Here is a 21,876-nt window from a genome sequence, read left to right on the forward strand (position 1 = left end):
GCAGTGGAAGGATCAGGCGGTGACGGAATCGCCGGCCGATGTGCGGCGGTAGTCGTAGTTGCGGTTCAGGCGGTCGAGCAGGTAGTCGCCGTAGCGCACCGGCGCATGCTTCGGCGGGTTCGCCTCGCCGGTGCAGGTCGGCAGGCATTCGATCAGCGCGTCCATGCCCGGGTCGAAGAAGTAGGGCAGCGAATAGCGGTCGCCGCCGGAGCGGTTGATGACGCGGTGCGGCGTCGAGACGAAGCGCATGTTGGTCCAGCGCGCGAGCATGTCGCCGACGTTGAGCACGTAGGTGTTCGCAATCGGCGGCGCCTCGATCCAGTCGCCGCCGCGCGGGCGTACCTGCAGGCCGCCCGCGTCGTCCTGCGCCAGCAGCGTGATGACGCCGTAGTCGGTGTGCGGGGCCGAGCCGATCTGCTCGTCTTCCAGCGGCGGCTGCGGCGGGTAGTGCAAGAGGCGCAGGAAGGTGGTGGGCTTCTCGAAGTGATGATCCAGCGCATGCGCCGGCAGCCCCAGGCTCATGGCGATCAGCTGCACGAGGTAGCGGGAGAGCGCGTCGACTTCGGCGATGTAGCGCTCGATGCGCACCTGGAAGTCCGGCACCCAGCCGGGCCACTGGTTGGGGCCCTGCAGCGGCAGGCCGGCGAGCAGCCGCGGGTCGTCCGGCGGCAGCTCGTGCATGAGCATCAGCGACTCGCTCATGTTCGGCCGCGTCACCTTCGCCACCGAGGAGGTGACGATGGTGGAAGTGGCCATGCCCATGTAGCCGCGATGGAAACCGTTGATCGCGATCGACTGCTTGCGTTCGAGCGGCGAGGCATGGAACTCGCGCGAGGCCGCGAAGGCCGCGTCGCGCGAGGCGGGCGCGACGTTGTGGCCCGCGATGTAGGCGAAGCCGATGGTGCTGAGCGCCTCGTACAGACGCGCCGCAGTCTCGCGCGCAAGAGGCGCCTCGGAGTCGATGTTGCCGTGTAGATCGATGAGGGGAATGGATGTCATGGATGAACTTCGAACGAGGAGTACTGCTGCCAGTGCGCCAGCAGGTCCGCCGCCTCCACCACCAGCCCCAGGTGCAGCGACACCATGCTGAGCGCCGCGGCCTCCAGGTGCGCGTCGGTGCCGCGCACCAGGTCGCGCAGCACGATCACGCGGTAGTTGTGGTTGTTGGCGTCGAAGGCGGTGTTGAGCACGCAACAGTCGGTGAAGCCGCCGTTGAGCACCACGGTGCGGATGCCCTGGTTGCGCAGCAGGAAGTCGAGGTCGGTCGGATAGAAGGCCGAGAGCCGGCGCTTGTTCTCCACCCGCAGGTCGCCGGGATCGACGCGCGTGACCCACTCGGTCCAGCGGCTGCCCTCGATCGCGTGCGCATCGGCATTCGGAATTTCCCCGACATGCAGCGGGAAGGTGCGCCGCCATGCGGCCGGGATGCCGCGCAGGTCGTCGGCGCCGCCGGGCCGGAGCACCGACTTGACGTGCACGATGGGTATGCCCAGCGCGCGGGCTAGGTCGTGGAAGGCGTCGATCGGCGCCACCAACTCGCGTGCACGCGGCGCCGGGCAGGGGCAGTCGGGCCCGTCATCCAGATGGCCGCGGTGCATGTCGATCGAGATCACGGCGGTGGCCGCCGCGTCGAGATAGTCCTCGAAGCCCTCGCCCAGCTCGCGCGGCTGCTCGTAGACGTAGGCCTTCATCGTCTTTCCTCCCGCACATAGGGCACGCCCAGGGCGCCCGGTTCGCCGTCGCCGCCGCGCCGGGCGAGCGCCACCCAGACCATCACGCCGAGCGTCACTGCATAGGGCGTCATCAGCACGAAGTACTGCGGCAGCTGCACGCCGGCCGCGGCCAGCTGCGGGATCAGCGCCTCGATGCAGCCGAAGAGCAGCGCGCCGGCCAGCGCCTTCCACGGCGACCAGCGCGCGAAGATCACCAGGCCCACTGCGATCCAGCCGCGCCCGCCGGTCATGCCGGCGATCCACAGCTTGGTGCTGACCACCGAGATGTAGGCGCCGGCCAGGCCGACCAGCGCGGAGCCGGCCAGCACCGCCGCGAAGCGCCAGGCCGAAACCGAGAGGCCGGCCGCATCGGCGGCCTGCGGGTTCTCGCCCACGGCGCGCAGCCTGAGGCCCGCATCGGTGCGCAGCAGGAACCAGGTGACGGCGGCGAAGACCGGCAGCGTGAGCCAGACCATCGCGTTCTGCTGGAACAGGCGCCCGACGACGGGCAGCGAGGAGAAGGGCCACAGCGCCATCGTGCCGATGCCGGGCGTGGCCTGGTTGGTCCATTGGGCCAGCGTGCCGACCAGTGCCGTGAGCCCCTGGCAAAAGAACACGAGCGCGAGACCCGCGATCACCTGGTTGACGCGCAGCCAGATCACCATCACCGCGAACAGCAGCGAGACGACGGCAGCCGCGAGCATGGCCAGCAGCAGCGACACCGCCGGCTCGCCGAAGGCCAGCTGCGCGCCGATGCCGGCCAGCGCGCCGACCAGCATCAGCCCTTCGGCGCCTAGCGAGAGCACGCCCGCGCGTTCGCAGACGATCAGGCCCAGCGCGGCCAGCGCATAGGGCACTGCGAAATCCGGCGTGTTGGCGAGCCAGTTGAGGACGATGTCCATCACGCTGCTCCGGTGCCCACGCGGCGCAGGCGATGCCTGATGAAGAAGTCGCTCGATGCCACGCACACCACGATCACGGCCTGGATCAGCTGCACCATCGAGAAGGGCACCTGGTAGAACACCTGCAGGCTGCGCCCGGTCACGAACAGCGCCGCGACCATCAGCGCGACCACGCTGGCGGCCAGCGGGTTGTTGCGCGCGAGGAAGGCGATCAGGATGCCGGAGAAGCCATAGCCCTGGTAGAAGGCCTGCGTGAGCCGGCCCTCCTGCCCCGCGGCGACGGCGAAGCCCGCGAGGCCGGCCATCGCGCCGGAGAGCAGCACCGCGCCGTAGATGACGCGCGCCACCGGTACGCCGGCTGCATGCGCCATGCGCGGGTTGGCGTCGACGAAGCGCAGGTACAGGCCGGCGCGGCTCACGCCGACCAGCCACCATCCCAGCAACGCAACGACGGCGGCCAGCAGAATCGCGCTGTTCACGCCCGAGAAGAGATCGGGCAAGCGCTCGAAGGCGCGGAACTGCGGCGAATAGGGGAAGTTGTCCTTCGGGTCCTTCCAGCTGCCGTACACCAGGTGCAGCAGGAAGTTGGCCGCCATGTAGTTGAGCATCAAGGTCGAGATGATCTCGTTGACGCCCAGCCTGAGCTTGAGCAGCGCCGGGCCCAGTACCCACAGCAATCCGGCGGCCAACGCGGCAAGGAACATCAGCGGCAGGCGTAAGGAAGGCGGGCCGATCTCGAAGAGGGAAACGGCCGTGGCGCCGATCGCACCCCAGATCATCTGGCCCTCGAGGCCGAGGTTCCAGAAGCGTGCGCGAAAGGCCATCGCACCGGCCAGCCCGACCAGGATCATCGGCGCCGCCTGGAACAGCACGGCGCAAAAGTTCTGGCCATCGAGGAAAGTCTGGACGATGAACTCGTTGAGCAACTCGCCGGCCGGCACGCCCGCGGCCACCAGGATGGCGGCCGAGAGCAGGAGCCCCACGCCGATGGCGGCGGCGAGGATCAGCGCCTGCCAATGCCAGGCCATGTGCTGGCGGATCTCGAGCGCATAGCGGCGCGCGCCCCAGGGCTGGCGCGCGGATGCCGCCGCCGGTGTGTCCGCGAGGTGCGTAATGGGCATCGCGAGCGAGGGCTCAGCCATGGTCCACCATCGCCTGGCCGATGGCCTGCCGGTCCGCCGGCTGCGCGAACTCGGCCACGATGCGGCCGCGCGTCATCACGCCCACGCGGTCGGCCAGTGCGAGCACCTCGTCGAGGTCTTCGCTGATCAGGAGCACGGCCGCGCCGGCATCGCGCGCGGCGCGCAGCCGCGCATGCACTTCGGCGCCGGCGCGCACGTCCAGCCCGCGGCTCGGGCTGTGGGCCAGCACCAGCCGCGGCGACTTGCTGAACTCGCGCGCCAGCACCAGCTTCTGCGCATTGCCGCCCGACAGCAGCGCAGCCTTCTGCGCGATCGAGCGCACGCCTTGCACGTCGAAGGCGGCGACGGCGGCTTGCGCGTCCTGATCCATCTCGCGGCGCTTCAGGCGCCAGGCCGAGCCGTAGCGCCCGCTGTGGACCTGTCCGATGCCGTAGTTCTCGGAAACCGAGAGGCCGCCTGCGAGCGCGAGGCCGTAGCGGTCGGCGGGAATGGTCGCCAGCCCCAGTGCACGGCGCGCCGTCGTCGGCGTCGCCTTGAGATCGCCATGGCGATCAAGCGCGATCTCGCCTTCGGTCCGGCCCGGCAGACCCATGATCGCGCCCGCCAGTTCCCCCTGGCCGTTGCCGCCGACGCCGGCCAGCCCGTAGATCTCGCCCGCGCGCAGGTCGAGGTCGATGCCGTCGAGCACGCGGCGGCCTTGCACTTCGGGCGAACGCAATCCGCGCACCGTGAGCCGCACCGGGCCCGGCCTCGCGCGCGTCGACTCGGCGGCGGGCGCGGTGATCGATTCGCCGACCGTGAGCCGGACCAGCTCGCCCACCGGCATCTGCTGCGGGTCGACCGTCGCGACCGTGCGGCCGCCGCGCATCACGGTCACGCGGTCGGCATGGCGCTTGACGTCGGCCATCTTGTGCGTGACCAGCACCACCGCCGCGCCGCGGCGCGCGAGCCCATGCACGGTCGAGAGCAGGCGCTCGGCCTCCTGGTCGGTCAGCACGGCGGTGGGCTCGTCGAGGATCAGGATGCGCGTGCCGGCCAAGAGCACCTTGAGGATCTCGACGCGCTGCTGCTCGGCCACCGACAGCCGGTCCACGCGCTGCGCCGGGTCGATGTCGAAGCCGAGTTCTCGCGCCTTGTCGCGGATCGCCTCTTCGACGCGGCGCAGGCGCGTGCCATGGCTTTCGAAGCGCTCGGACCGCGGCGCGGTCAGGAGGATGTTCTGCGCCACCGTGAAGGGCTGCACCAGCCGGAAGTGCTGGTGGACCATGCCGATGCGCGCCTTCGCCGCATCGCGCGGCCCGCTGAAGCGCACCGGGTTGTCGTCGACCGACATCGTGCCGGCCTCGGCCGCATAAAGGCCGGCCGCGATGTTCATCAGCGAGGACTTGCCCGCGCCGTTCTCGCCCAAGAGCGCATGCACCTCGCCCCAGCGCGCCGAGAAGTGCGCGTCGGTCAGCGCCGCAAATCCGTCGAAGGACTTGTGGATGCCCTGGAGCTGCAGCGCCGTGGTCATTTCTGCGTGACGACGCCCTTGACGAACCAGTCCATCTTCCAGAGATCGGCATCGGACAGCACGGCGCCCTTGGCGACGCGTTCCTTGCCGTCGCGGTCGGCCAGCGGGCCGGCATAGATCTGCTTGCCCTTGAGCAGCGCGTCGCGTTCTGCTGTGATCGCGGCGGCCTTGTCCTTCGGCACCCCGGGGCCGAAGCCCGCGATGTCGGTGCCGCCCGCGCTCATCGGAATGAAGGCGCCGTATTGCGCCGGCTTCCAGTTGCCGGCCATGATCTTCTTCAGCTCCGGCGTGAGGAACTTGTCCCACACCCAGACCGAGGAGCACAGCGTGGCCTTGGGCGCGAACTGCCGCAGGTCGCGGTGATGGCCGGTGCCGTAGACGCCGCGCTCCTGCGCCACGATCTGCGGCGTCGGGCTGTCGACGTGCTGGCCGATCACGTCGGCGCCCTGGTCGATCAGCGCGGCCGCGGCGGCGCGTTCCTTGACCGGGTCGTTCCACGAGCCGGTGTAGATCACGTTCACCGTGGCATTCGGGTTCATCTTCTGCGCGCCGAGCGCGAAGGCGTTGATGGTCCAGTTGACGACGCCGAAGGGGTTGGCCGCGACGAAGCCGAGCTTGCCGGTCTTCGAGGCTGCGCCTGCAGCCATGCCGCAGAGGTACTGGCTCTCGTAGGTGCGGCCGTAGAAGGATTCGAGGTTGGCGCCGTTGCTGGTGCCCGAGCCGTTGAGGAAGGCCACCTCGGGGTACTTGGCCGCGAGCTCCTTGAAGCTGTCGGAATAGCCGAAGGCGGTGCCGATGATGATGTTGGCGCCGCGCTGGATGAACTTCTCGGCCGCGGGCTTGATGGCGGATGCGTCTTCCGGCACGTTCTCGACGAACTGGATCTTCTCGCCGGTTTCCTTCTCGACCTTGATGCGCGCCTCGTCGAAGGCCTGCGTCCAGCCGCCGTCGTTCTTGGGGCCGAAGTACAGCATCGCGATCTTCGGCTTGCCCTTCAGGGTGAAGCCGTCGGCGGCCACCGCCGGGCCGATCAGCGCGGCGCCCGCGACAAGCGCTGCGACCGCGCAAGGAATCGATTTACGCAACATCACTCGGACCTTTCATCATGAAATTGATACGGAACACATTGCCCTCGGGGTCGAGCAGCACCGACTGGTACCAGTGGTAGTAGGTGACATAGGGCGCCTTGACGAGCGTGGCGCCGGCGGCGACGGCGACCGGCACCATGCGGTCGACTTCCTCTTGCGAATCGACATCGATGTTCAGCAGGAACTTGACCCCGCGCGTGTCGGAGAACTCGGCCAGCTGCAAGAGCTCGTAGGCATCGAAGGCGTTGAAGCCCAGCTTGGCCTTGCCCGCGTCGATGCCGCGGAAGATCGGCGAGCGGATGGCCTCGATCTCGGGGAAGCCGAATACGCGCTGGTAGAAGCCGCTGAGCGCGACGACGTCTTTCGCGAAGACGTTGACGTAGGAAAGATGAGGCATGTTCAGGCTGTCACTTTGGTGCCGCCGAAGGTCGTCTGTTTCAGGAACTTCGACTTCAAGTGGTCGCCGGAAGAGATCGGCGCGTACTTCGGCGCCTCGCCCGGCGCGAGGCAGCTCGGCAGGCACTCGACCATCGCGTCGTAGTTGGGCTGGTGGAAGAACACCAGCGACTGCCGGCGGTTGGTGGCGGCCGCATCCGGCGGCGGGTTGACCACGCGGTGCAGGGTCGAGACCCACAGGTCGTTGGTCCACTGCATCATGAGGTCGGCGATGTTCACCACCAGGCCGCCCTCGACCATCGGCACGTCGACCCATTGGCCGGCCTTGTTGAAGACCTGCAGCCCCTTGTCGTCAGGCAGCACGACGGTGAGGCTGCCGTAGTCGCTGTGCGCGCCGGCGCGCAGCTGGCCGGGCAATGCAGCCTCGGTCTGCGGCGGGTAGCTCAGCACGCGGAACATGCTGATGTGCTTGTCGATCTTGTCGTCGAAGAAGGTCTCGGGAAGTTCCAGCGCGAGCGCGAAGATGCGCATCAGCGAACGCGAGAGATCGCTCATCGCCTCGAAGTATTCGTCGAAGGCCGGCTGGAAGCCCGGCAGATCGGGCCAGACATTGGGCTCGAAGTGCGGGCCGGCCGCAGCGCCCCGGTGGTAGTCGTCGGCCGGCACATTGGAGGGACCGATGGAGAAGGACTCCTTCAGGTCGCCCGGCGCCGCTTCTTCGAGGCTGTACGACAACCCTTCCTCGCCCACCGCGCTGTAGCCGCGCACCGCGTCGTCGCGCGGGCGATCGACCTTGCGCTTGTCGGCCAGCGGCAAGGCGAAGAATTCACGCGAGACCGCGGAGACGCGCGCGATGAGTTCGGGGGCGATGCCGTGGTTGGTGATGACCAGGAAGCCGATGCTGCGGCAGGCCTCGTCGACCTTGCGCGCCACCTCGGCCTTGCCTTCGGGCGTTCCGGAAAAGAAGGGCGCCAGATCGATGATCGGTACGGACAGCAGGGTCATGCTTTCAATCCTTCGGTGTGACGGTGGCGGCGCTTCGACATGCAACGTCCATGCCAGTTGGACCAAATGGACAAATGCGCTTTACTGCATCGGCGTGGTGCGCGGGCAGCGGTGCGGCGCGGCGAATGCGTGCGCCGGGTGTTGCCATGGTGCGTACCATGGGCGGTATGGCTCGTGCATGCGGGCTGCATCGCAGACAACGAGAATCCCGGGTGGAGAAAGAAGCAAAGCAACACATGCCGAAAACTCGCAGCAGCATCAAGCCGCCGTCCGTGCTGGCCGTCGAAGCGCCGCCATCCAAGCGCGTGCATCCGAAGCGCGCGCCCGTGGCGCGCAGCGTCACGTCGGTGAACCGGCGGCTGCGCCAGATCGAGGACAAGCGCGCGGCGATCCTGCGCGCGGCGCTCGGGCTCTTCTCGCGCTTCGGCCTGCACGGCACCAGCGTCGACCAGGTCGCAGCGCGTGCGGATGTCTCGAAAAGCAACCTGCTCTACTACTTCGCCAACAAGGAGGAGCTCTACGTCTCGGTGCTGCGCGAGTTGCTCGCCGTGTGGCTGGAGCCGCTGCGCGGCTTCAGCGCCGAGCAGGACCCGCGGCAGGCGATCGGCGACTACATCCGGCGCAAGCTGGTGATCTCGCGCGACCAGCCCGATGCCTCGCGCCTGTTCTGCCTCGAGATGATCCAGGGCGCGCCGCTCTTGCGCGACGAACTCGATCGCGAGCTGCGCGACCTGGTGACGCGCAAATCCGAAGTGATCCGCGCCTGGGTGGCCGCCGGCAAGCTCGCGCCGGTCGATCCGCATCACCTGATCTTCGCCTTGTGGGCCACCACGCAGCACTACGCCGACTTCGGCGTGCAGGTGCAGGCCATCACGGGTCGTACGCTGGATGACCCGGAGTTCTTCGAAGAGACGGTGGACAACGTGCAGCGCATCGTCTTGAGCGGCATCACCACGCGCTGAGCGCGCCGCGCGCTCAGTGCGGCGCGGCGACGATGTCGTGGTAGCGGCGGTCGAAGTAGATCAGGCCGTGCGCGGTGCCGCCGATCGCGATCGCAACGGCCTCGCAGAACAGCACGTCGTGGGTGCCCACCCGCGTCACCTGCGACACGCGGCAGTCGAAGGACACGGCCGCGTCCTCGAGCACCGGCGCACCGGTGCGCTTGCGGCTCCAGCGGCCCGCGGCGAAGCGCTCGTCCATCGGCGTCTTGCCGCCGAACAGGCCCGACAGCGCCTGCTGCCCCGCGGCCAGCGCGTTCACGCAGAGCACGCCGTTGGCCTGGAAGGCCGGGTAGACCGAGGCCGAGCGATTGAGGCAGACCAGCAGCGTCGGCGGCTCGTCGGTCACGCTGCACACGGCCGATGCGGTGAAGCCGGCGCGGCCGCCGGGGCCGTCGGTGGTGATGACATGCACGGCCGCGCCGAGGCGGGCCATCGCATCGCGGTAGTCGCTCTTGGGCAAGGCGTTCATGGCGGCGGTGCTTTCCTCAGGCGAGCGCGCAGGCTTCTGCGAAGTCCAGGCGCGGCAGGCGGCCGAACAGCTTCGAGGGGTCGCCGTGGCCCAGGTTGATCAGGAAGTTGGTGGTCCAGGGCGTGCCGGTGAAGAAGGCGGCGTCGATCTTCGCCCTGTCGAAGCCGGACAGCGGCCCCGCATCCAGCCCCAGCGCGCGCGCGGCGAGCAGCAGGTAGGCGGCTTGCAGCGTGGCATTGCGAAAGGCGGTTTCGCGGGCGGCCTCGACGCTGCCGGTGAACCAGCTTCTGGCGTCGGCATGCGGGAACAGCGTGGGCAGCTTGTCGTAGAAGGCGCTGTCCCAGGCCGCGATCACGGTGACCGGCGCGCTCATCGTCTTCGCCAGATTGCCCTTCGACAAGGCCGGCGCCAGGCGCGCCTTGCCCTCGGGCGTGCGCACGAAGACGAAGCGGCCCGGTGAACAGTTGGCCGAGGTCGGCCCGGTGCGCGCCAGCGCGTAGACCTGTTCGAGCAAGGCATCGGAGACCGGCTCGGGGCGCCAGCCGTTGTGCGAACGGGCCTCGGTGAAAAGAAGTGCCAGGGCGGCGTCGTCCAGGGAGGGTTTCATGCGGGGACTCCAGGTGCGCCCACGCGCGCCAGGAAGGCGAGCAGGCTGCGGTTGAAGAGCTCGGCCTCGGTCACGCTGTGTGCATGGCCGCCATGGGGCACGCACTCGAGGCTCGCGTGAGGCAGGCCCTCGGCGAGGCGCTGCGAGCAGGTCCAGGGGACCAGCACGTCGTCGGTGGCGGCTGCCACCAGCGCGGGCGCGGCGATCTCGACCAGCCGCGCGTCGACATCGAAGGCGCGCAGCGCACCGATGCGCGCGCGCATGTTGGCCTCGCCGGGGAAATGCGCGAGCGCATGCTCGACTTCGTCGGCCACGCGCTGCGCGTGGGCGGCGCACCAGGCGGCGGGGTAGAGAAAGATGGGCTGCGCCTCGACATAGGCGCGTGGGCCGCAGGCGCCGAGCAGCGCCAGGCGCGCGTCGAAGCAGCGGGCCGAATGCGGATTGGGCTTCGACCACGCGTTGACGAGCACGAGGCTGGCCACGCGCGAGGGTGCGTCGAGCGCGAGCTGCAGGCCGACCAGGCCGCCGAGCGCGTGGCCCACCAGGTGGCAGCGCGCCGTCGAGGTGGCGTCGAGGATCTCGATCAGGTCGCGCGCCATGTCGGCGATCGCATAGTCGGCCTGCAGGTCGGCGGGGCTGCGGCCGGTGCCGCGCTGGTCGTAGGCGATCACGCGGTGGCCGGCCCCGATCAGTGCAGCGAGCTGCGGCAGCCAGAAGCCCGCCGAGCCGCCGAGGCCCGAGGACAGCAGCACGGCCTCGCCCTCGGCCGGCCCGTGCACCTCGTAGTGCAGCGGCATGCTCAGGCCTTCTTGCCCACGTGCGCGATCGAGGCGATCTCGATCAAGGCGTCGGGCTTCACCAGGCCGCACTGGATGCAGTAGCGCGCCGGCTTGGTGCCGGGGAAGAACTCGGCATAGACCGCGTTGATCTTCACGTAGTCGGCCCAGTCCTTGATCATGATCATGTTGAAGGTCACGTCGTCCATGGTGCCGCCGGCGGCCTCGACCACGCCCTGGATGGTGGTGAGCACATGGCGCGCCTGCGCGCTCGCGTCGCCGACATGGACCACGTTGTTGTCCTTGTCGAAGGGCAGGGTGCCCGACACGTAGAGCACGCCGTCGGCGAGCGTGCCGGGAACGTAGGGTGCGAGCGGCACGCCGGTGCCGGGCGGGATGATGGCTTGCTTGGGCATGGTTCGTTGCTCCTTTCGGGAAAGTGAAATCAGGCAGTGGCCGCTTCGGCCGCTGCGGGTTGGGTGGCGGCCTCGGGCGCGAAGGTGCTGCAGAAATCGTCGACCTTCGAGATCCAGCCGAAGAAGGTCTCGACGTTGTAGACCGCGGCCTGCTGGATAGCGGGCCCGCCGAGCTCGTGCGTTGCGTCTTCGAGCATCACGGCGAAGTACTCGAGGTGGAAGGCGTCGCGCAGCGTGGACTCCACGCACACGTTGGTGGCAATGCCGGTGAAGACCAGGTTGCGGATGCCGCGCGCGCGCAAGCTGCTGTCGAGCGTGCTGTTGAAGAAGCCGCTGTAGCGGGTCTTGGGAATGACGATGTCGCGGGCCTGCGGCCGGAGCGAATCGACGAGCGCGTAGTCCCAGCCGCCCTTGGCGAGGAACTTGCCTTGCAGCTCGGGCTTCTTGCGCATGGTCTTGAGCGCGTTGGACTTGTACCAGTTGGGCGAGCCGGGGCCGCCGGCTTCCACGTAATCGGCGTCCCAGCCGTTCTGCAGGAACACGACCAGCATGCCGGCCGCGCGCGCGGCGGCAATGGTGCGCGCGATGTTGGCGATCACGCCCTGCGCGCCCGAGATGTCGAAGCCGGCGGTATCCACATAGCCGCCGATCGAGGCGTAGGCGTTCTGCATGTCGACGACGATCAGCGCCGAGTTGGCGGCATGCAGCGCCAGCGGTTCGGGCCGGGCGGGCAGCACCAGCGGCGCGGGCGCGCCCGGTGCGTTCGGCACGCCCACCGGCGTGCTGGAGGCGATGGTGGTGTTCTTCATGGCGGGGTCACTTCGAATCAGGCGGCCAGGCGCTCGACGGCGACGCGCGAAGGCACGGGGCTCGCGATGTGCGTGCGGCTTTTCATCAGCGGCTGGATGTGCTCGCCGAAAGCCTCCACGCCGAGCACGAAGTCGTCGAAGGTCAGCAGCACGCCTTCGGTGCCGGGCACCTCGGCGACTTCGTCGAGCAGGCGCGCCACCGTCGCATAGGAGCCGACGAGGGTGCCCATGTTGATATTGACCGCCGAGGTCGGGTCGGCCATCTGGCGCACGTTGGTGTCGGCGCCCGACTTGGTGTCGGCCGCGCTCTGCTGCGTGAGCCAGGCCAGCGCTTCCTGGTCGGCGCCGGCCTTGTAATGCTCCCACTTGGCGCGCGCGGCTTCGTCGGTGGCATCGGCGATCACCATGAAGAGCACGTAGGAGGTCACGTGGCGGCCGGTCTTCTTCGTCGCCTCGATGAGCTTCTCGGCCGCCGGCGCAAAGGCCTTGGGCGTGTTGACGCCCTTGCCGAAGCAGAAGTTGTAGTCGGCGTACTTCGCGGAGAAGTCCATGCCGGCGTCGCTCTGGCCGGCGCAGATCACCTTCATGTCGGCCTGCGGCTTCGGGCTCACGCGGCAGTCGTCCATCTTGAAGTGCTCGCCCTTGAAGTCGGACTGCCCGGTGGTCCACAGCTCGCGCAGCACCTGCACGTATTCCGACAGGTACCGGTAGCGGGTCGCGAAGAATTCGTCGCCGGGCCACATGCCCATCTGCGAGTACTCGGGCTTCTGCCAGCCGGTGATGAGGTTGAGCCCGAAGCGGCCGTTGGAGATCGAGTCGATGGTGGAGGTCATGCGCGCCACGATGGCCGGCGGCATGACCAGCGAGGCCGCCGTGGCGAAGAGCTTGATCTTCGAGGTGACGGCGGCCAGCCCGGCCATCAGCGTGAAGCTTTCTAGGTTGTGATCCCAAAACTCGGTCTTGCCACCGAAGCCGCGCAGCTTGATCATCGAGAGCGCGAAGTCCACGCCGTAGTGCTCGGCCTTCTGCGTGATCTGCTTGTTGAGTTCGAAGCTCGGCTTGTACTGCGGAGCGTTCTCCGAGATCAGCCAGCCGTTGTTGCCGATGGGGATGAAGATGCCGACGTTCATGCGTTGCGCTCCTGGACCGAAGGTGAGGGATGGGCTGTGGGCGCAACGCCGAAGGACGCGCGCCGACGGTCTTATGCATAGGCCGTGCCATTTGGCTAAGTCTTTTAAAATCAACCACTTGCAGGTTTCCGTCGGTAGAAGTTGGACCAAATGGTCCAAAATGGAGCGTTTGGTCTGTGCGGTCGTGGCCGGCCTTGGTGCAAGGACCCCGCACAATCACCGTCAGTTGCCTGTTTCCTCTGCCATGCCCAAGACCAAACTCCGCGCCGCTGCCGTCGGCGGCACCGCCGACGACGTCGAGGCCGCCTTCTACGAAGCGCTGCAGCGCGGCGATATCGATGCATTGATGGTCTGCTGGGCCGACGAGGACGAGGTGTTCTGCGTCCATCCCGGCGGCCCGCGGCTGGTGGGCACCGAGGCGATCCGCGCCGCCTTCGAGCACATGTTCGCCAACGGCGCGATCCACGCCACGCCGGCACGCGTGCGCCGGGTCGAATCGCTCGCGAGCGCGGTGCACAACGTGCTGGAGCGCATCGAGGTGCTTACCGCCGAGGGGCCGCGCCATGCCTTCGTGCTGGCCACCAACGTCTATCACAAGACCGCCCAGGGCTGGCGCATGGTGGCGCACCATGCAAGCCCGGGCAGCGTGCACGCGCCCGAAGACGAGGACGACGCTGCCCCCCAGACGCTTCACTGACATGCAATACGTCGCACCCCTCTGGCTGCCGGGCGGCAACCTCCAAACCATCTGGCCCGCGCTCTATGCACGGCGCGTGGAGGCCCCTTTGCCGGCCTATCGGCGCGAGCGCTGGGGCACGCCGGACGGCGACTTCATCGACGTGGATTTTCTCGATGCGGCCGGTTCCGGGCCGAAGCCGCTGCTGATCCTGTTCCACGGCCTCGAGGGCTCGTCGAAGAGCCACTACGCCGAGGCTTTCGCGGCCTTTGCGATGGTCCGCGGATGGGACTATGCGGTGCCGCATTTCCGCGGCTGCAGCGGCGAACTCAATCTCGCGCCGCGCGCCTACCACTCGGGCGACTATGAGGAGATCGGCTGGATCCTCGGGCGCTTGCACGCGCAGCATGGCGGGCCGATGCTGGCGGCAGGTGTCTCGCTTGGCGGCAATGCGCTCTTGCGCTGGACCGAAGAGGCGGGTGACGAGGCCTCGAAGCTGGTCAGCGCCGTGGCCTCGATCTCGGCGCCGCTCGATCTGGCCGCCGGCGGCATGGCGATCGGCCGCGGCTTCAACCGGCTGGTCTACACGCGCATGTTCCTGTCGACCATGAAGCCCAAGGCGCTGGCCAAGCTGGCCCAGCATCCGGGCCTGTTCGACCGCGACAAGCTCCTCGAGGCCCAGGATCTCTACGCCTTCGACAACGTGTTCACCGCGCCGCTGCACGGCTTTCGCGACACCGACGACTACTGGACGCGGGGCTCGGCCAAGCCGCATCTGCACGCGATCCGCATTCCCGCGCTGGCGGTGAATGCCACCAACGACCCCTTCGTGCCGGCGGCCAGCCTGCCGCGCCAGGACGAGGTCGGCCGCCACGTCACGTTGTGGCAGCCGGCCCATGGCGGCCATGTGGGTTTTCCGCTGGGCGCGCCGCCCGGCCATGTGCGCGGCATGCCGGAGCGCGTCGGCGGCTGGCTTGCACAGCATTTGAGCGCTTGAACTACAGCCGCGCGGCCCGATCCGCGCCAGAATGAGCGCCATGGACGACATCGTCAAACAGGCGCTCGCCAAGTGGCCCAACGTGCCGCACTGCTACGGCTGGCTCGGCCTGGACGCGCGCGGCAACTGGTACATGCGCGACGACCGCACGCAGGCCATGGGGCCTTTTCCGGTGGCCAAGGGCTCGCTGCTCAAGCACGACAAGCTGATCGATTTCATCCAGCGCAACTATGAACACGACGAGCGCGGCCAGTGGTTCTTCCAGAACGGCCCGCAGCGCGTGTACGTCGAGCTCGAAGCCGCGCCGTGGATCTGGCGCGTGGCCGAGGACTTCTCGGTCCGTTCGCACAGCGGCTTGGGCGTAGAGCCCTCGGCCTGCCTGCTCGACGAGGAGGGCAAGCTCTACCTGGTGGCGCCGCTCGGCCTCGGGCTGGTCCATACGCAGGACGTGGGCGTGGCGGCCGAGGCGGTCGAAGCGGGGCGCTGGGCGCCGGAGAACGTGCGCGCCGCGGAACTGCCTGCGCGCTTCGGCCATGTCATGAGCCCGGCCGCGGGCCAGCCGGTCAAGCAGCCGGCGCGCTGAATCCATCTCGCGCGCCAATGAAAAAGAGCCCGCATGCGGGCTCTTTGTTCGAGGAGATGGACTTTCTTACTTGGCCGCTGTTGCAGCCGCCGGTGCGGCCGCGGCATTGGACGCCGCGCCCTCGGGTGCCGCTGCCGCGGGACGGTCCGGCACCGGGAACTTGGCGCCGCCCGAATTGGCCAGGTAGGCCACCGCACGGCCGATCTCGACATCCTCGAAGTCGCCGCCGCCCTGCGGGGGCATGGCGCCCTTGCCCTTGAGCGCATGCTCGAGCAGCGTGGCGTAGCCCTGGCCGATGCGCGGGCCCCAGGCCGCGGCATCGTTGAGGTGCGGAGCAGTGGGGATGCCGGGCGCGCCGTGGCAGGCCACGCATTGCGCCTTGAACACGGCTTCGCCGGCGGCGAGCGGCCGGTTGGCATCGCGGATCTCGATCGAGCCGACCTTCTTGAGGCGTTCGGCGATCTCGCGATCGCGCGCTTCCTTCGACACGCCGTAGAGCGACATGTTGTCGCCTTGCGCATCGCCCGAGGGATGGGTGCCGGAGACCACGTAGGAGACGAGGCCCGCGATGATCAGGATGGGAGCGATGAACGAGAAGAAGACCGCGAGGAGCAGCTGTTTCGGGTTCTTGATCGGGCCGGTGTGGGCGTCTTCTGTGGCCTGGTAGTGCGGGTCGTCGCTCATTGGCGTCCTCAATATCGGGGGCTCTTCGGGGGCGTTTTCGAAATCAACCGGCGATTATAGAGAGGCGCCCCGGGGGCGCCTCTCTGACCCTCTCATCGTGTAGCCCAGCCGCCGCCCAGTGTCTTGTAGAGCGCAACCTGGCTCTGCAACTGCAGCAGCCGGGTCTGCACCGCCGCCTGCTGCACGCTGTAGAGCGAGCGCTGCGAATCGAGCAGGTCGAGTGCGCTTGCGATGCCGTTGCGGTAGCGCAAATCGGAGAGCTTGAAGCGGACCTCCTCGGCGTTCGATTGCGCGCGCAGGGCCCGCAGCTGCTCGCCGAGCGTGGCGCGGCCGGCGAGCGCATCGGCGACCTCGCGGAAGGCCGTCTGGATCGACTTCTCGTACTGCGCCACCGCGATCTCGCGCCCGGCCCGTGCCGAATCCAGCCCGGCCTGGTTGCGGCCCGCATCGAAGATCGGCAACGTGATCTGCGGTGCGAAGGACCACGCCTTGGAGCCCTTGTCGAAGAGGCCCGAGAACTCGCTGCTCGCGGTGCCGATCGACGAGGTCAGCGTGACGCGCGGGAAGAAGGCCGCGCGCGCCGCGCCGATGTTGGCATTGGCCGCGATCAGCTGCTGTTCGGCGGCACGGATGTCGGGCCGCTCGCCCAGCAGGTCGGAGGGCAGGCCGGCCGGCAGGTCCGGCATCGGCGCGATCGCATCGAGACCGCGGCCGCCTTCGGTGGCCGCAGCCGGCACCGGCGCGCCGAGCAGCAGGGCCAGTGCGTTCTCGTCCTGCATGCGCAGGCGCTGCTGCTCGGCGTAGGACGCACGCGCGGACTCGGCCAGCGTGTCGGCCAAGCGGAGGTCGATCTCCGAGACCACGCCGCTGTCGAAGCGCATGCGCGTGAGCTTCTGCGACTCCTCGCGCGTTACCAGGGTCTGGCGCGTGAGCTCGAGCAGCTGGTCATCCGCGATCAGCGTGAGCCAGCCGCTGGCGACCGCACCGATCAGGCTGATCTGCGCCGCCTTGCGCGATTCCTCGGTGGCGAGGTACTGCGCCAGCGCCTGCTCCTTGAGGCTGGCGACGCGGCCGAAGAAGTCGAGTTCCCAGGCGGTGATGCCGAGGTTGACCGAATAGCTCGATGCCACGCTGCCGCCCACGCCTATCGCCTGGAGCGCGTTCGGGCTCGAACGCGAGCCGCTGGCCGTGAGATCGAGCGCGGGAAACTGGGCCGCGCGCTGGATCTGGAACTGCGCGCGCGCCTGCTCGATGTTGAGCACGGACACGCGCAGGTCGCGGTTGTTGGCCAGCGCGGTCTCGATCAGCTTGGCGAGGCGCGGGTCGGTGAAGAAGTCCTGCCAGGCGAGCGTGGAGGCGGGCGATTGCGCGCTGCTGGCGGGCTGCGCGCCCGGGTAGACAGCCGGCACGGGCGCGGCAGGGCGCTCGTACGCCGGGATGAGCGAGCAGCCGGCCAGCACCATGGCTGCGGCGCCGGCCAGCGCGGTGGAGACGAATTTCTTTTTAGTCATGGGCTGGGGCTTCCTCGATGCCCGCGGCTTGCGCGTGGCGCTTGTCGACCTCGTGCTGGCGCTCGCTGCCCTTGAACAGGCTGCGCACGACCACGAAGAACACCGGCACGAAAATCACCGCGAGCGCGGTGCCGGTCACCATGCCGCCGATCACGCCGGTGCCGATCGCGCGCTGGCTCGCCGAGCCTGCGCCCGTGGCCAGCACCAGCGGCAGCACGCCGAGGCCGAAGGCCAGCGAGGTCATGATGATCGGGCGGAACCGCAGATGGGCGGCGGCCAGCGCCGACTCGACCACGCCCTTGCCCTGCGCCTGCAGGTCCTTGGCGAACTCGATGATCAGAATCGCGTTCTTCGCCGACAGGCCGATGATGGTGATCAGGCCGACCTGGAAGTACACGTCGTTCGAATAGGCGCGCAGCAAGGTCGCGAGCAGCACGCCCAGCACGCCCAGCGGCACCACCATGATCACGGACAGCGGAATCGTCCAGCTCTCGTAGAGCGCGGCAAGGCACAGGAACACGGCCAGGATCGAGAAGGCGTAGAGGATGATCGCCTGCGCGCCGGCGAGCTTCTCTTCGCGCGACTGGCCGGTCCATTCGTAGCCGAAGCCCGGCGGCAGCTGCGCGGCGAGCTTTTCGATCTCGGCCATCGCGGCGCCCGAGCTGTAGCCCGGCGCCGCCGAGCCCGAGATGCGGACCGCGGGGTAGCCGTTGTAGCGCACCGTCTGCTGCGCGCCGGTGATCCAGCGCGTGCTCGCGAAGGCCGACAGCGGCACCGGCTCGCCCTTGGTGTTGCTGGCGTTGAGCCTGAGCAGGTCGTCAGGTTGCATGCGCGCCGGCGCGTCGGCCTGCACCACCACCCGCTGCAGGCGCCCCTGGTTCGGGAAGTCGTTCACGTAGGTCGAGCCCAGCGCCGTCGACATCGTGCTGTTGATGGCGTCGAAGCTCACGCCCAGCGCGTTCGCCTTGTCGCGGTCGATGTCGATCTGCAGTTGCGGCGCGTCTTCCAGGCCGTCCGGGCGCACCTGCGTCAGGATCGGGCTCTTGCCGGCCATGCCGAGCAGCTGGTTGCGCGCGTTGACCAGCGCCTCGTGGCCCGCGCCGCCACGGTCCTGCAGGCGGAAGCTGAAGCCGCTGGCGTTGCCGAGCTCGGGGATGGGCGGCGGCGACAGCGGGTAGATGAAGGCATCGCGGATGCCCGACAGCGCTCCGAAGGCGCGGCCGGCCACCGCCTCGGCCGAATGGCTCGGGTCGTGCCGTTGCTCCCAGTCCTTCAGGGTCACGAAGGCGAGGCCGGCGTTCTGGCCCTGGCCCGAGAAGCTGAAGCCCAGCACCCCGACCATGCTCTCCACCTCGGGCTGCTTCAGGATGTACTTCTCGACATCCTGCATCACCGACAGCATGCGCTCCTTCGTCGCACCCGGCGGCAGCTGCACGTTGACGATGATGTAGCCCTGGTCTTCCTGCGGCAGGAAGGAGGTGGGCAGCTGCCGGTACACCAGCACCACCGCGCCGATGATGGCCACGTAGATCACCAGGTAGCGCGCCGCGCGCTTGAGTATGCGCGCCACCAGGCTCTCATAGCCCTTGGCGGTGCGGGCGAAGCTGCGGTTGAACCAGCCGAAGAAGCCGCGCTTCTCGTGGTGGTGGCCGGCCTCCACCGGCTTCAGCAGCGTGGCGCACAGGGCCGGCGTGAGCGACAGCGCCATGAAGGCCGAGAAGCCGATCGAGGCCACCATCACCGCCGAGAACTGGCGATAGATGTTGCCGGTGGAGCCGGCGAAGAAGGCCAGCGGCACGAACACCGAGATCAGCACCACCGTCACGCCGATGATGGCGCCGGAGATCTGGCGCATCGCCTTGCGCGTGGCTTCCAGCGGCGAGAGGCCTTCCTCGCTCATGATGCGCTCGACGTTCTCCACCACCACGATCGCGTCGTCCACCACGATGCCGATCACCAGCACCATGCCGAACATGGTCAGCACGTTGATCGAGAAGCCCAGCGCCAGCAGGATGCCGAAGGTGCCCAGCAGCGCGATCGGCACCACCACTGTCGGGATGAGCGTGTAGCGCCAGTTCTGCAGGAACAGGAACATCACCAGGAACACCAGCGCCACCGCCTCGAACAGCGTCTTCACCACCTCGGTGATGGAGATGTTAACGAAGCGAGAGCTGTCGTAGGGGATGGTCCACTTCACGCCCTGCGGGAAGTAGCGCGCGAGCTCGGTCATCTTGGCGCGGATCGCCTTGGCCGACTGCAGCGCGTTGCCGCCGGGAGCGAGCTGCACGCCGATGCCCACCGCCTGCTCGCCGTTGAGGCGTGCTGAGGTGGCATAGCCCTGGCCGCCGAGCTCGATGCGCGCCACGTCCTTGAGCCGGACGGCGGAGCCGTCGGTGTTGGCGCGCAGCACGATGTCGCCGAACTGCGAGGTCGTGGTGAGCTGGCCGTTGACCACCACGGTGGCCGCGATCGCCTGGCCCGCCACGTTGGGCAAGTCGCCGATGGTGCCGGAGGACACCTGCGCGTTCTGCGCGCGGATCGCCGCGTTGACCTCGGCCGCCGACAGGTTGTAGCCCTGCAGCCTGGCCGGGTCGATCCAGATGCGCATCGCGCGCTCGGTGCCGAAGAGCTGGGCCTGGCCTACCCCGGCCACGCGCTGCAGCTCGGGCACCACGTTGCGCGATGCGTAGTCGCCCAGCGCCGTGGTGTCGATCGCCGGGTTGTCGGAGGACAGCATCGTGAACAGCAGGAAGTTGTTGCGCGACTTGTCGACGCGCACGCCCTGCTGCGTCACGGCCGCCGGCAGCCGCGGCGTGGCGCGCGACAGCCGGTTCTGCACGTCCACCTGGGCGAGATCGGCGTTGGTGCCAGTCTCGAAGGTGATGGTGATGGTGCCGGTGCCGTCCGCCTGCGCCACCGATTCCATGTAGATGAGGCCCGGCGAGCCGTTCATCTCGCGCTCGATGACCGAGAGCACGCTGTCCTCCAGCGTCTGGGCCGAGGCGCCGGGATAGGCGACGTTGACGACGATGGCCGGCGGTGCCACCGGCGGGTACTGCGCGATCGGCAGCTGCGTGATGGACACGGCGCCCACCACGATGACGAACAGCGCGATCACCCACGCGAAGATCGGGCGGTCGATGAAGAACTTGGCCATGCGGGGACGCTCCTTACTTACTGCTTCGCGGCGGGAGCCGAAGCGGCTGCCGCGGCAGCAGGAGCAGCGTTCGCAGAGCCGGCGGAAGCCGGCGTCGGCGCCTTCCAGGGCACTGCCTTCACCGGCGCGCCGGGCGGCATCATCATCAGCTTCTGGAAGCCGTCGACCATGACCTGCTCGCCGGCCTTCAGGCCATCGAGCACGATCCACTGGTTGTTCTGGGCCGCGCTGATCTTCACCGTGCGCTTGTGCATCTTGCCCTCGGCATCGACCACCGTCAGCGTGTCGCCCTGCTGGGTGCGCGTGACCGCTTGCTGCGGCACGGTGATCGCGTTGCTGACCTGGGCCTGCTCCACCTTCACGCGCACGTAAAGGCCGGGCAGCAGCTCGCCCTTCGGATTCGGGACTTCGGCGCGCAGCGTGACCTGGCCGGTGGTGGAATCGACCGTCAGGTCAGAGAACAGCAGCTTGCCCGGCAGCGCGTACTCGCTGCCGTCTTCCAGCAGGATGCGCACGCTGGCCGCGTCGGCGCCGCTGGCGCGTTTGAACTGGCCGGCCTCCATCGCGCGGCGCAGTCTGAGCACGTCGCTGGCCGATTGGGTGAAGTTCACGTACATCGGGTCGATCTGCTGGACCACGGCCAGCGCGGTCGCATCGCCCTGGCCCACCAGTGCGCCTTCGGTCACCAGCGCGCGGCCGATGCGGCCGGAAATCGGCGCCGTCACGCTCGCGTAGCCGAGATTGATCTTGGCGGTCTGCACCGAGGCGCGGCCCACCGCAACATCCGCTTCGGCGGTCTTGGCCGCGGCCACGGCATTGAGATATTCCTGCTTGCTGACCGCGTTGGCTTCCACCAGCGGCTTGTAGCGCTCGGCCAGTGCCTTGGCCTGCACCGCATTGGCTTCGGCGCGCGCCAGGCTCGCCTCGGCGCTCTGCGCGGCAGCGGCGTAGGGCGCGGGGTCGATGCGGAACAGCGGCTGGCCCGCCTTCACGTCGCTGCCTTCGCGGAACTGCCGCTGCTGCAGGATGCCGGCGGCACGGGCGCGCACTTCAGCCACGCGCGAAGCTTCGAGCCGGCCGGGCAGCTCGGTCACCAGTCCGACATCGGTCGGCGTGGCGACCACCACGCCGACTTCGGGCGGCGGCGGTGCGCCGCCGCCACCCTGGGCGGCGGCGGCCGGTGCTCCGCTCTTGCCGCAGGCCGCGAGCGCAAGCACCGCAGCGACCGCGGCCGTGACGGCCGCGCCGCGCGGCGAAAACAACGAATGACGCGAGACATGCAGTACAGGCATGCGATTCCTT

22 protein-coding genes are annotated in these 21,876 nt (G+C 68.7%); 4 read left to right on the forward strand and 18 right to left on the reverse strand.

Going from position 1 to position 21,876, the window contains the following annotated elements:
- Window positions 1-12: 12 nt before the first annotated feature.
- The 8 genes from ACSQ9A_RS02570 to ACSQ9A_RS02605 are packed head-to-tail and all read right to left on the reverse strand — an operon-like array spanning window position 13 to window position 7,758.
- Complete coding sequence (locus ACSQ9A_RS02570; protein WP_436302569.1) at window positions 13-999, reverse strand: isopenicillin N synthase family dioxygenase; 987 nt, start codon at window positions 997-999, stop codon at window positions 13-15.
- Window positions 996-1,691: a cysteine hydrolase family protein gene (locus ACSQ9A_RS02575; RefSeq protein WP_436302570.1), complete on the reverse strand. Its 696-nt coding sequence runs from the start codon at window positions 1,689-1,691 to the stop codon at window positions 996-998. The genes ACSQ9A_RS02570 and ACSQ9A_RS02575 overlap by 4 nt, the downstream gene beginning before the upstream one ends.
- Window positions 1,688-2,614: an ABC transporter permease gene (locus ACSQ9A_RS02580; RefSeq protein WP_436302571.1), complete on the reverse strand. Its 927-nt coding sequence runs from the start codon at window positions 2,612-2,614 to the stop codon at window positions 1,688-1,690. The genes ACSQ9A_RS02575 and ACSQ9A_RS02580 overlap by 4 nt, the downstream gene beginning before the upstream one ends.
- The gene (locus ACSQ9A_RS02585; protein ID WP_436302572.1) at window positions 2,614-3,756 is read right to left on the reverse strand and encodes an ABC transporter permease; all 1,143 of its coding nucleotides are present in this window, start codon (window positions 3,754-3,756) and stop codon (window positions 2,614-2,616) included. Before ACSQ9A_RS02585 ends, ACSQ9A_RS02580 begins: the two co-directional genes overlap by 1 nt.
- Window positions 3,749-5,269 carry an ABC transporter ATP-binding protein gene (locus ACSQ9A_RS02590; protein WP_436302573.1) on the reverse strand — a complete coding sequence of 507 codons (1,521 nt, stop codon included), beginning with the start codon at window positions 5,267-5,269 and terminating at the stop codon, window positions 3,749-3,751. The genes ACSQ9A_RS02585 and ACSQ9A_RS02590 overlap by 8 nt, the downstream gene beginning before the upstream one ends.
- The gene (locus ACSQ9A_RS02595; RefSeq protein WP_093104933.1) at window positions 5,266-6,357 is read right to left on the reverse strand and encodes a BMP family ABC transporter substrate-binding protein; all 1,092 of its coding nucleotides are present in this window, start codon (window positions 6,355-6,357) and stop codon (window positions 5,266-5,268) included. The genes ACSQ9A_RS02590 and ACSQ9A_RS02595 overlap by 4 nt, the downstream gene beginning before the upstream one ends.
- Window positions 6,347-6,754: a VOC family protein gene (locus ACSQ9A_RS02600; protein WP_436302574.1), complete on the reverse strand. Its 408-nt coding sequence runs from the start codon at window positions 6,752-6,754 to the stop codon at window positions 6,347-6,349. The genes ACSQ9A_RS02595 and ACSQ9A_RS02600 overlap by 11 nt, the downstream gene beginning before the upstream one ends.
- A 2-nt stretch (window positions 6,755-6,756) precedes the next feature.
- Entirely contained in the window at window positions 6,757-7,758 is a 1,002-nt protein-coding gene (locus ACSQ9A_RS02605) for an isopenicillin N synthase family dioxygenase (RefSeq protein WP_436302575.1), read from the reverse strand.
- A 236-nt stretch (window positions 7,759-7,994) separates the two neighbouring features.
- Here ACSQ9A_RS02605 and rutR point away from each other — a divergent pair, with 236 nt between their 5' ends.
- Window positions 7,995-8,720: an HTH-type transcriptional regulator RutR gene (gene rutR, locus ACSQ9A_RS02610; protein WP_436302576.1), complete on the forward strand. Its 726-nt coding sequence runs from the start codon at window positions 7,995-7,997 to the stop codon at window positions 8,718-8,720.
- A 13-nt stretch (window positions 8,721-8,733) separates the two neighbouring features.
- Here the strand turns inward: rutR and rutF are convergent, their stop codons facing one another.
- The 6 genes from rutF to rutA are packed head-to-tail and all read right to left on the reverse strand — an operon-like array spanning window position 8,734 to window position 12,966.
- Complete coding sequence (gene rutF, locus ACSQ9A_RS02615) at window positions 8,734-9,228, reverse strand: NADH-dependent FMN reductase RutF (RefSeq protein WP_093104945.1); 495 nt, start codon at window positions 9,226-9,228, stop codon at window positions 8,734-8,736.
- Between the two features lie 16 nt (window positions 9,229-9,244).
- A complete protein-coding gene (locus ACSQ9A_RS02620) occupies window positions 9,245-9,835 on the reverse strand; it encodes a malonic semialdehyde reductase (RefSeq protein ID WP_436302577.1) in 591 nt (196 codons plus the stop codon).
- Window positions 9,832-10,632 (reverse strand): pyrimidine utilization protein D, encoded by an 801-nt coding sequence (gene rutD / locus ACSQ9A_RS02625; RefSeq protein WP_436302578.1) that lies wholly within the window; start codon window positions 10,630-10,632, stop codon window positions 9,832-9,834. The genes ACSQ9A_RS02620 and rutD overlap by 4 nt, the downstream gene beginning before the upstream one ends.
- A gap of 2 nt (window positions 10,633-10,634) precedes the next feature.
- Window positions 10,635-11,027, reverse strand: a complete 393-nt coding sequence (rutC, locus tag ACSQ9A_RS02630) for a pyrimidine utilization protein C (RefSeq protein WP_436302579.1) — start codon at window positions 11,025-11,027, stop codon at window positions 10,635-10,637.
- Window positions 11,028-11,056: 29 nt separating this feature from the next.
- The gene (gene rutB, locus ACSQ9A_RS02635; protein ID WP_436302580.1) at window positions 11,057-11,836 is read right to left on the reverse strand and encodes a pyrimidine utilization protein B; all 780 of its coding nucleotides are present in this window, start codon (window positions 11,834-11,836) and stop codon (window positions 11,057-11,059) included.
- 17 nt (window positions 11,837-11,853) lie between these two features.
- Entirely contained in the window at window positions 11,854-12,966 is a 1,113-nt protein-coding gene (gene rutA / locus ACSQ9A_RS02640) for a pyrimidine utilization protein A (protein ID WP_436295061.1), read from the reverse strand.
- A 244-nt stretch (window positions 12,967-13,210) separates the two neighbouring features.
- Between rutA and ACSQ9A_RS02645 the strand changes: the two genes are divergently transcribed.
- The 3 genes from ACSQ9A_RS02645 to ACSQ9A_RS02655 are packed head-to-tail and all read left to right on the forward strand — an operon-like array spanning window position 13,211 to window position 15,222.
- Window positions 13,211-13,663 (forward strand): YybH family protein, encoded by a 453-nt coding sequence (locus tag ACSQ9A_RS02645; RefSeq protein WP_093104961.1) that lies wholly within the window; start codon window positions 13,211-13,213, stop codon window positions 13,661-13,663.
- 1 nt (window position 13,664) lies between these two features.
- On the forward strand, window positions 13,665-14,639 hold the full coding sequence (locus tag ACSQ9A_RS02650; protein WP_093104963.1) for a YheT family hydrolase: 975 nt from the start codon (window positions 13,665-13,667) through the stop codon (window positions 14,637-14,639).
- 40 nt (window positions 14,640-14,679) lie between these two features.
- Entirely contained in the window at window positions 14,680-15,222 is a 543-nt protein-coding gene (locus ACSQ9A_RS02655; protein ID WP_093104966.1) for a DUF2946 family protein, read from the forward strand.
- Between the two features lie 66 nt (window positions 15,223-15,288).
- On the opposite strand, the gene ACSQ9A_RS02660 is transcribed toward ACSQ9A_RS02655, so the two are convergent.
- The 4 genes from ACSQ9A_RS02660 to ACSQ9A_RS02675 form a co-directional block, all read right to left on the reverse strand.
- Window positions 15,289-15,906 (reverse strand): c-type cytochrome, encoded by a 618-nt coding sequence (locus tag ACSQ9A_RS02660; RefSeq protein WP_436295063.1) that lies wholly within the window; start codon window positions 15,904-15,906, stop codon window positions 15,289-15,291.
- Window positions 15,907-15,998: 92 nt separating this feature from the next.
- Window positions 15,999-17,417 (reverse strand): efflux transporter outer membrane subunit, encoded by a 1,419-nt coding sequence (locus tag ACSQ9A_RS02665; RefSeq protein ID WP_436302581.1) that lies wholly within the window; start codon window positions 17,415-17,417, stop codon window positions 15,999-16,001.
- Entirely contained in the window at window positions 17,410-20,574 is a 3,165-nt protein-coding gene (locus ACSQ9A_RS02670; RefSeq protein WP_436302583.1) for an efflux RND transporter permease subunit, read from the reverse strand. The genes ACSQ9A_RS02665 and ACSQ9A_RS02670 overlap by 8 nt, the downstream gene beginning before the upstream one ends.
- A 17-nt stretch (window positions 20,575-20,591) precedes the next feature.
- Window positions 20,592-21,866 carry an efflux RND transporter periplasmic adaptor subunit gene (locus tag ACSQ9A_RS02675; protein WP_436302584.1) on the reverse strand — a complete coding sequence of 425 codons (1,275 nt, stop codon included), beginning with the start codon at window positions 21,864-21,866 and terminating at the stop codon, window positions 20,592-20,594.
- Window positions 21,867-21,876: the final 10 nt, after the last annotated feature.

The organism is Variovorax sp. LjRoot290, assembly GCF_964253985.1.
Classification (GTDB): Bacteria; Pseudomonadota; Gammaproteobacteria; order Burkholderiales; family Burkholderiaceae_C; genus Variovorax.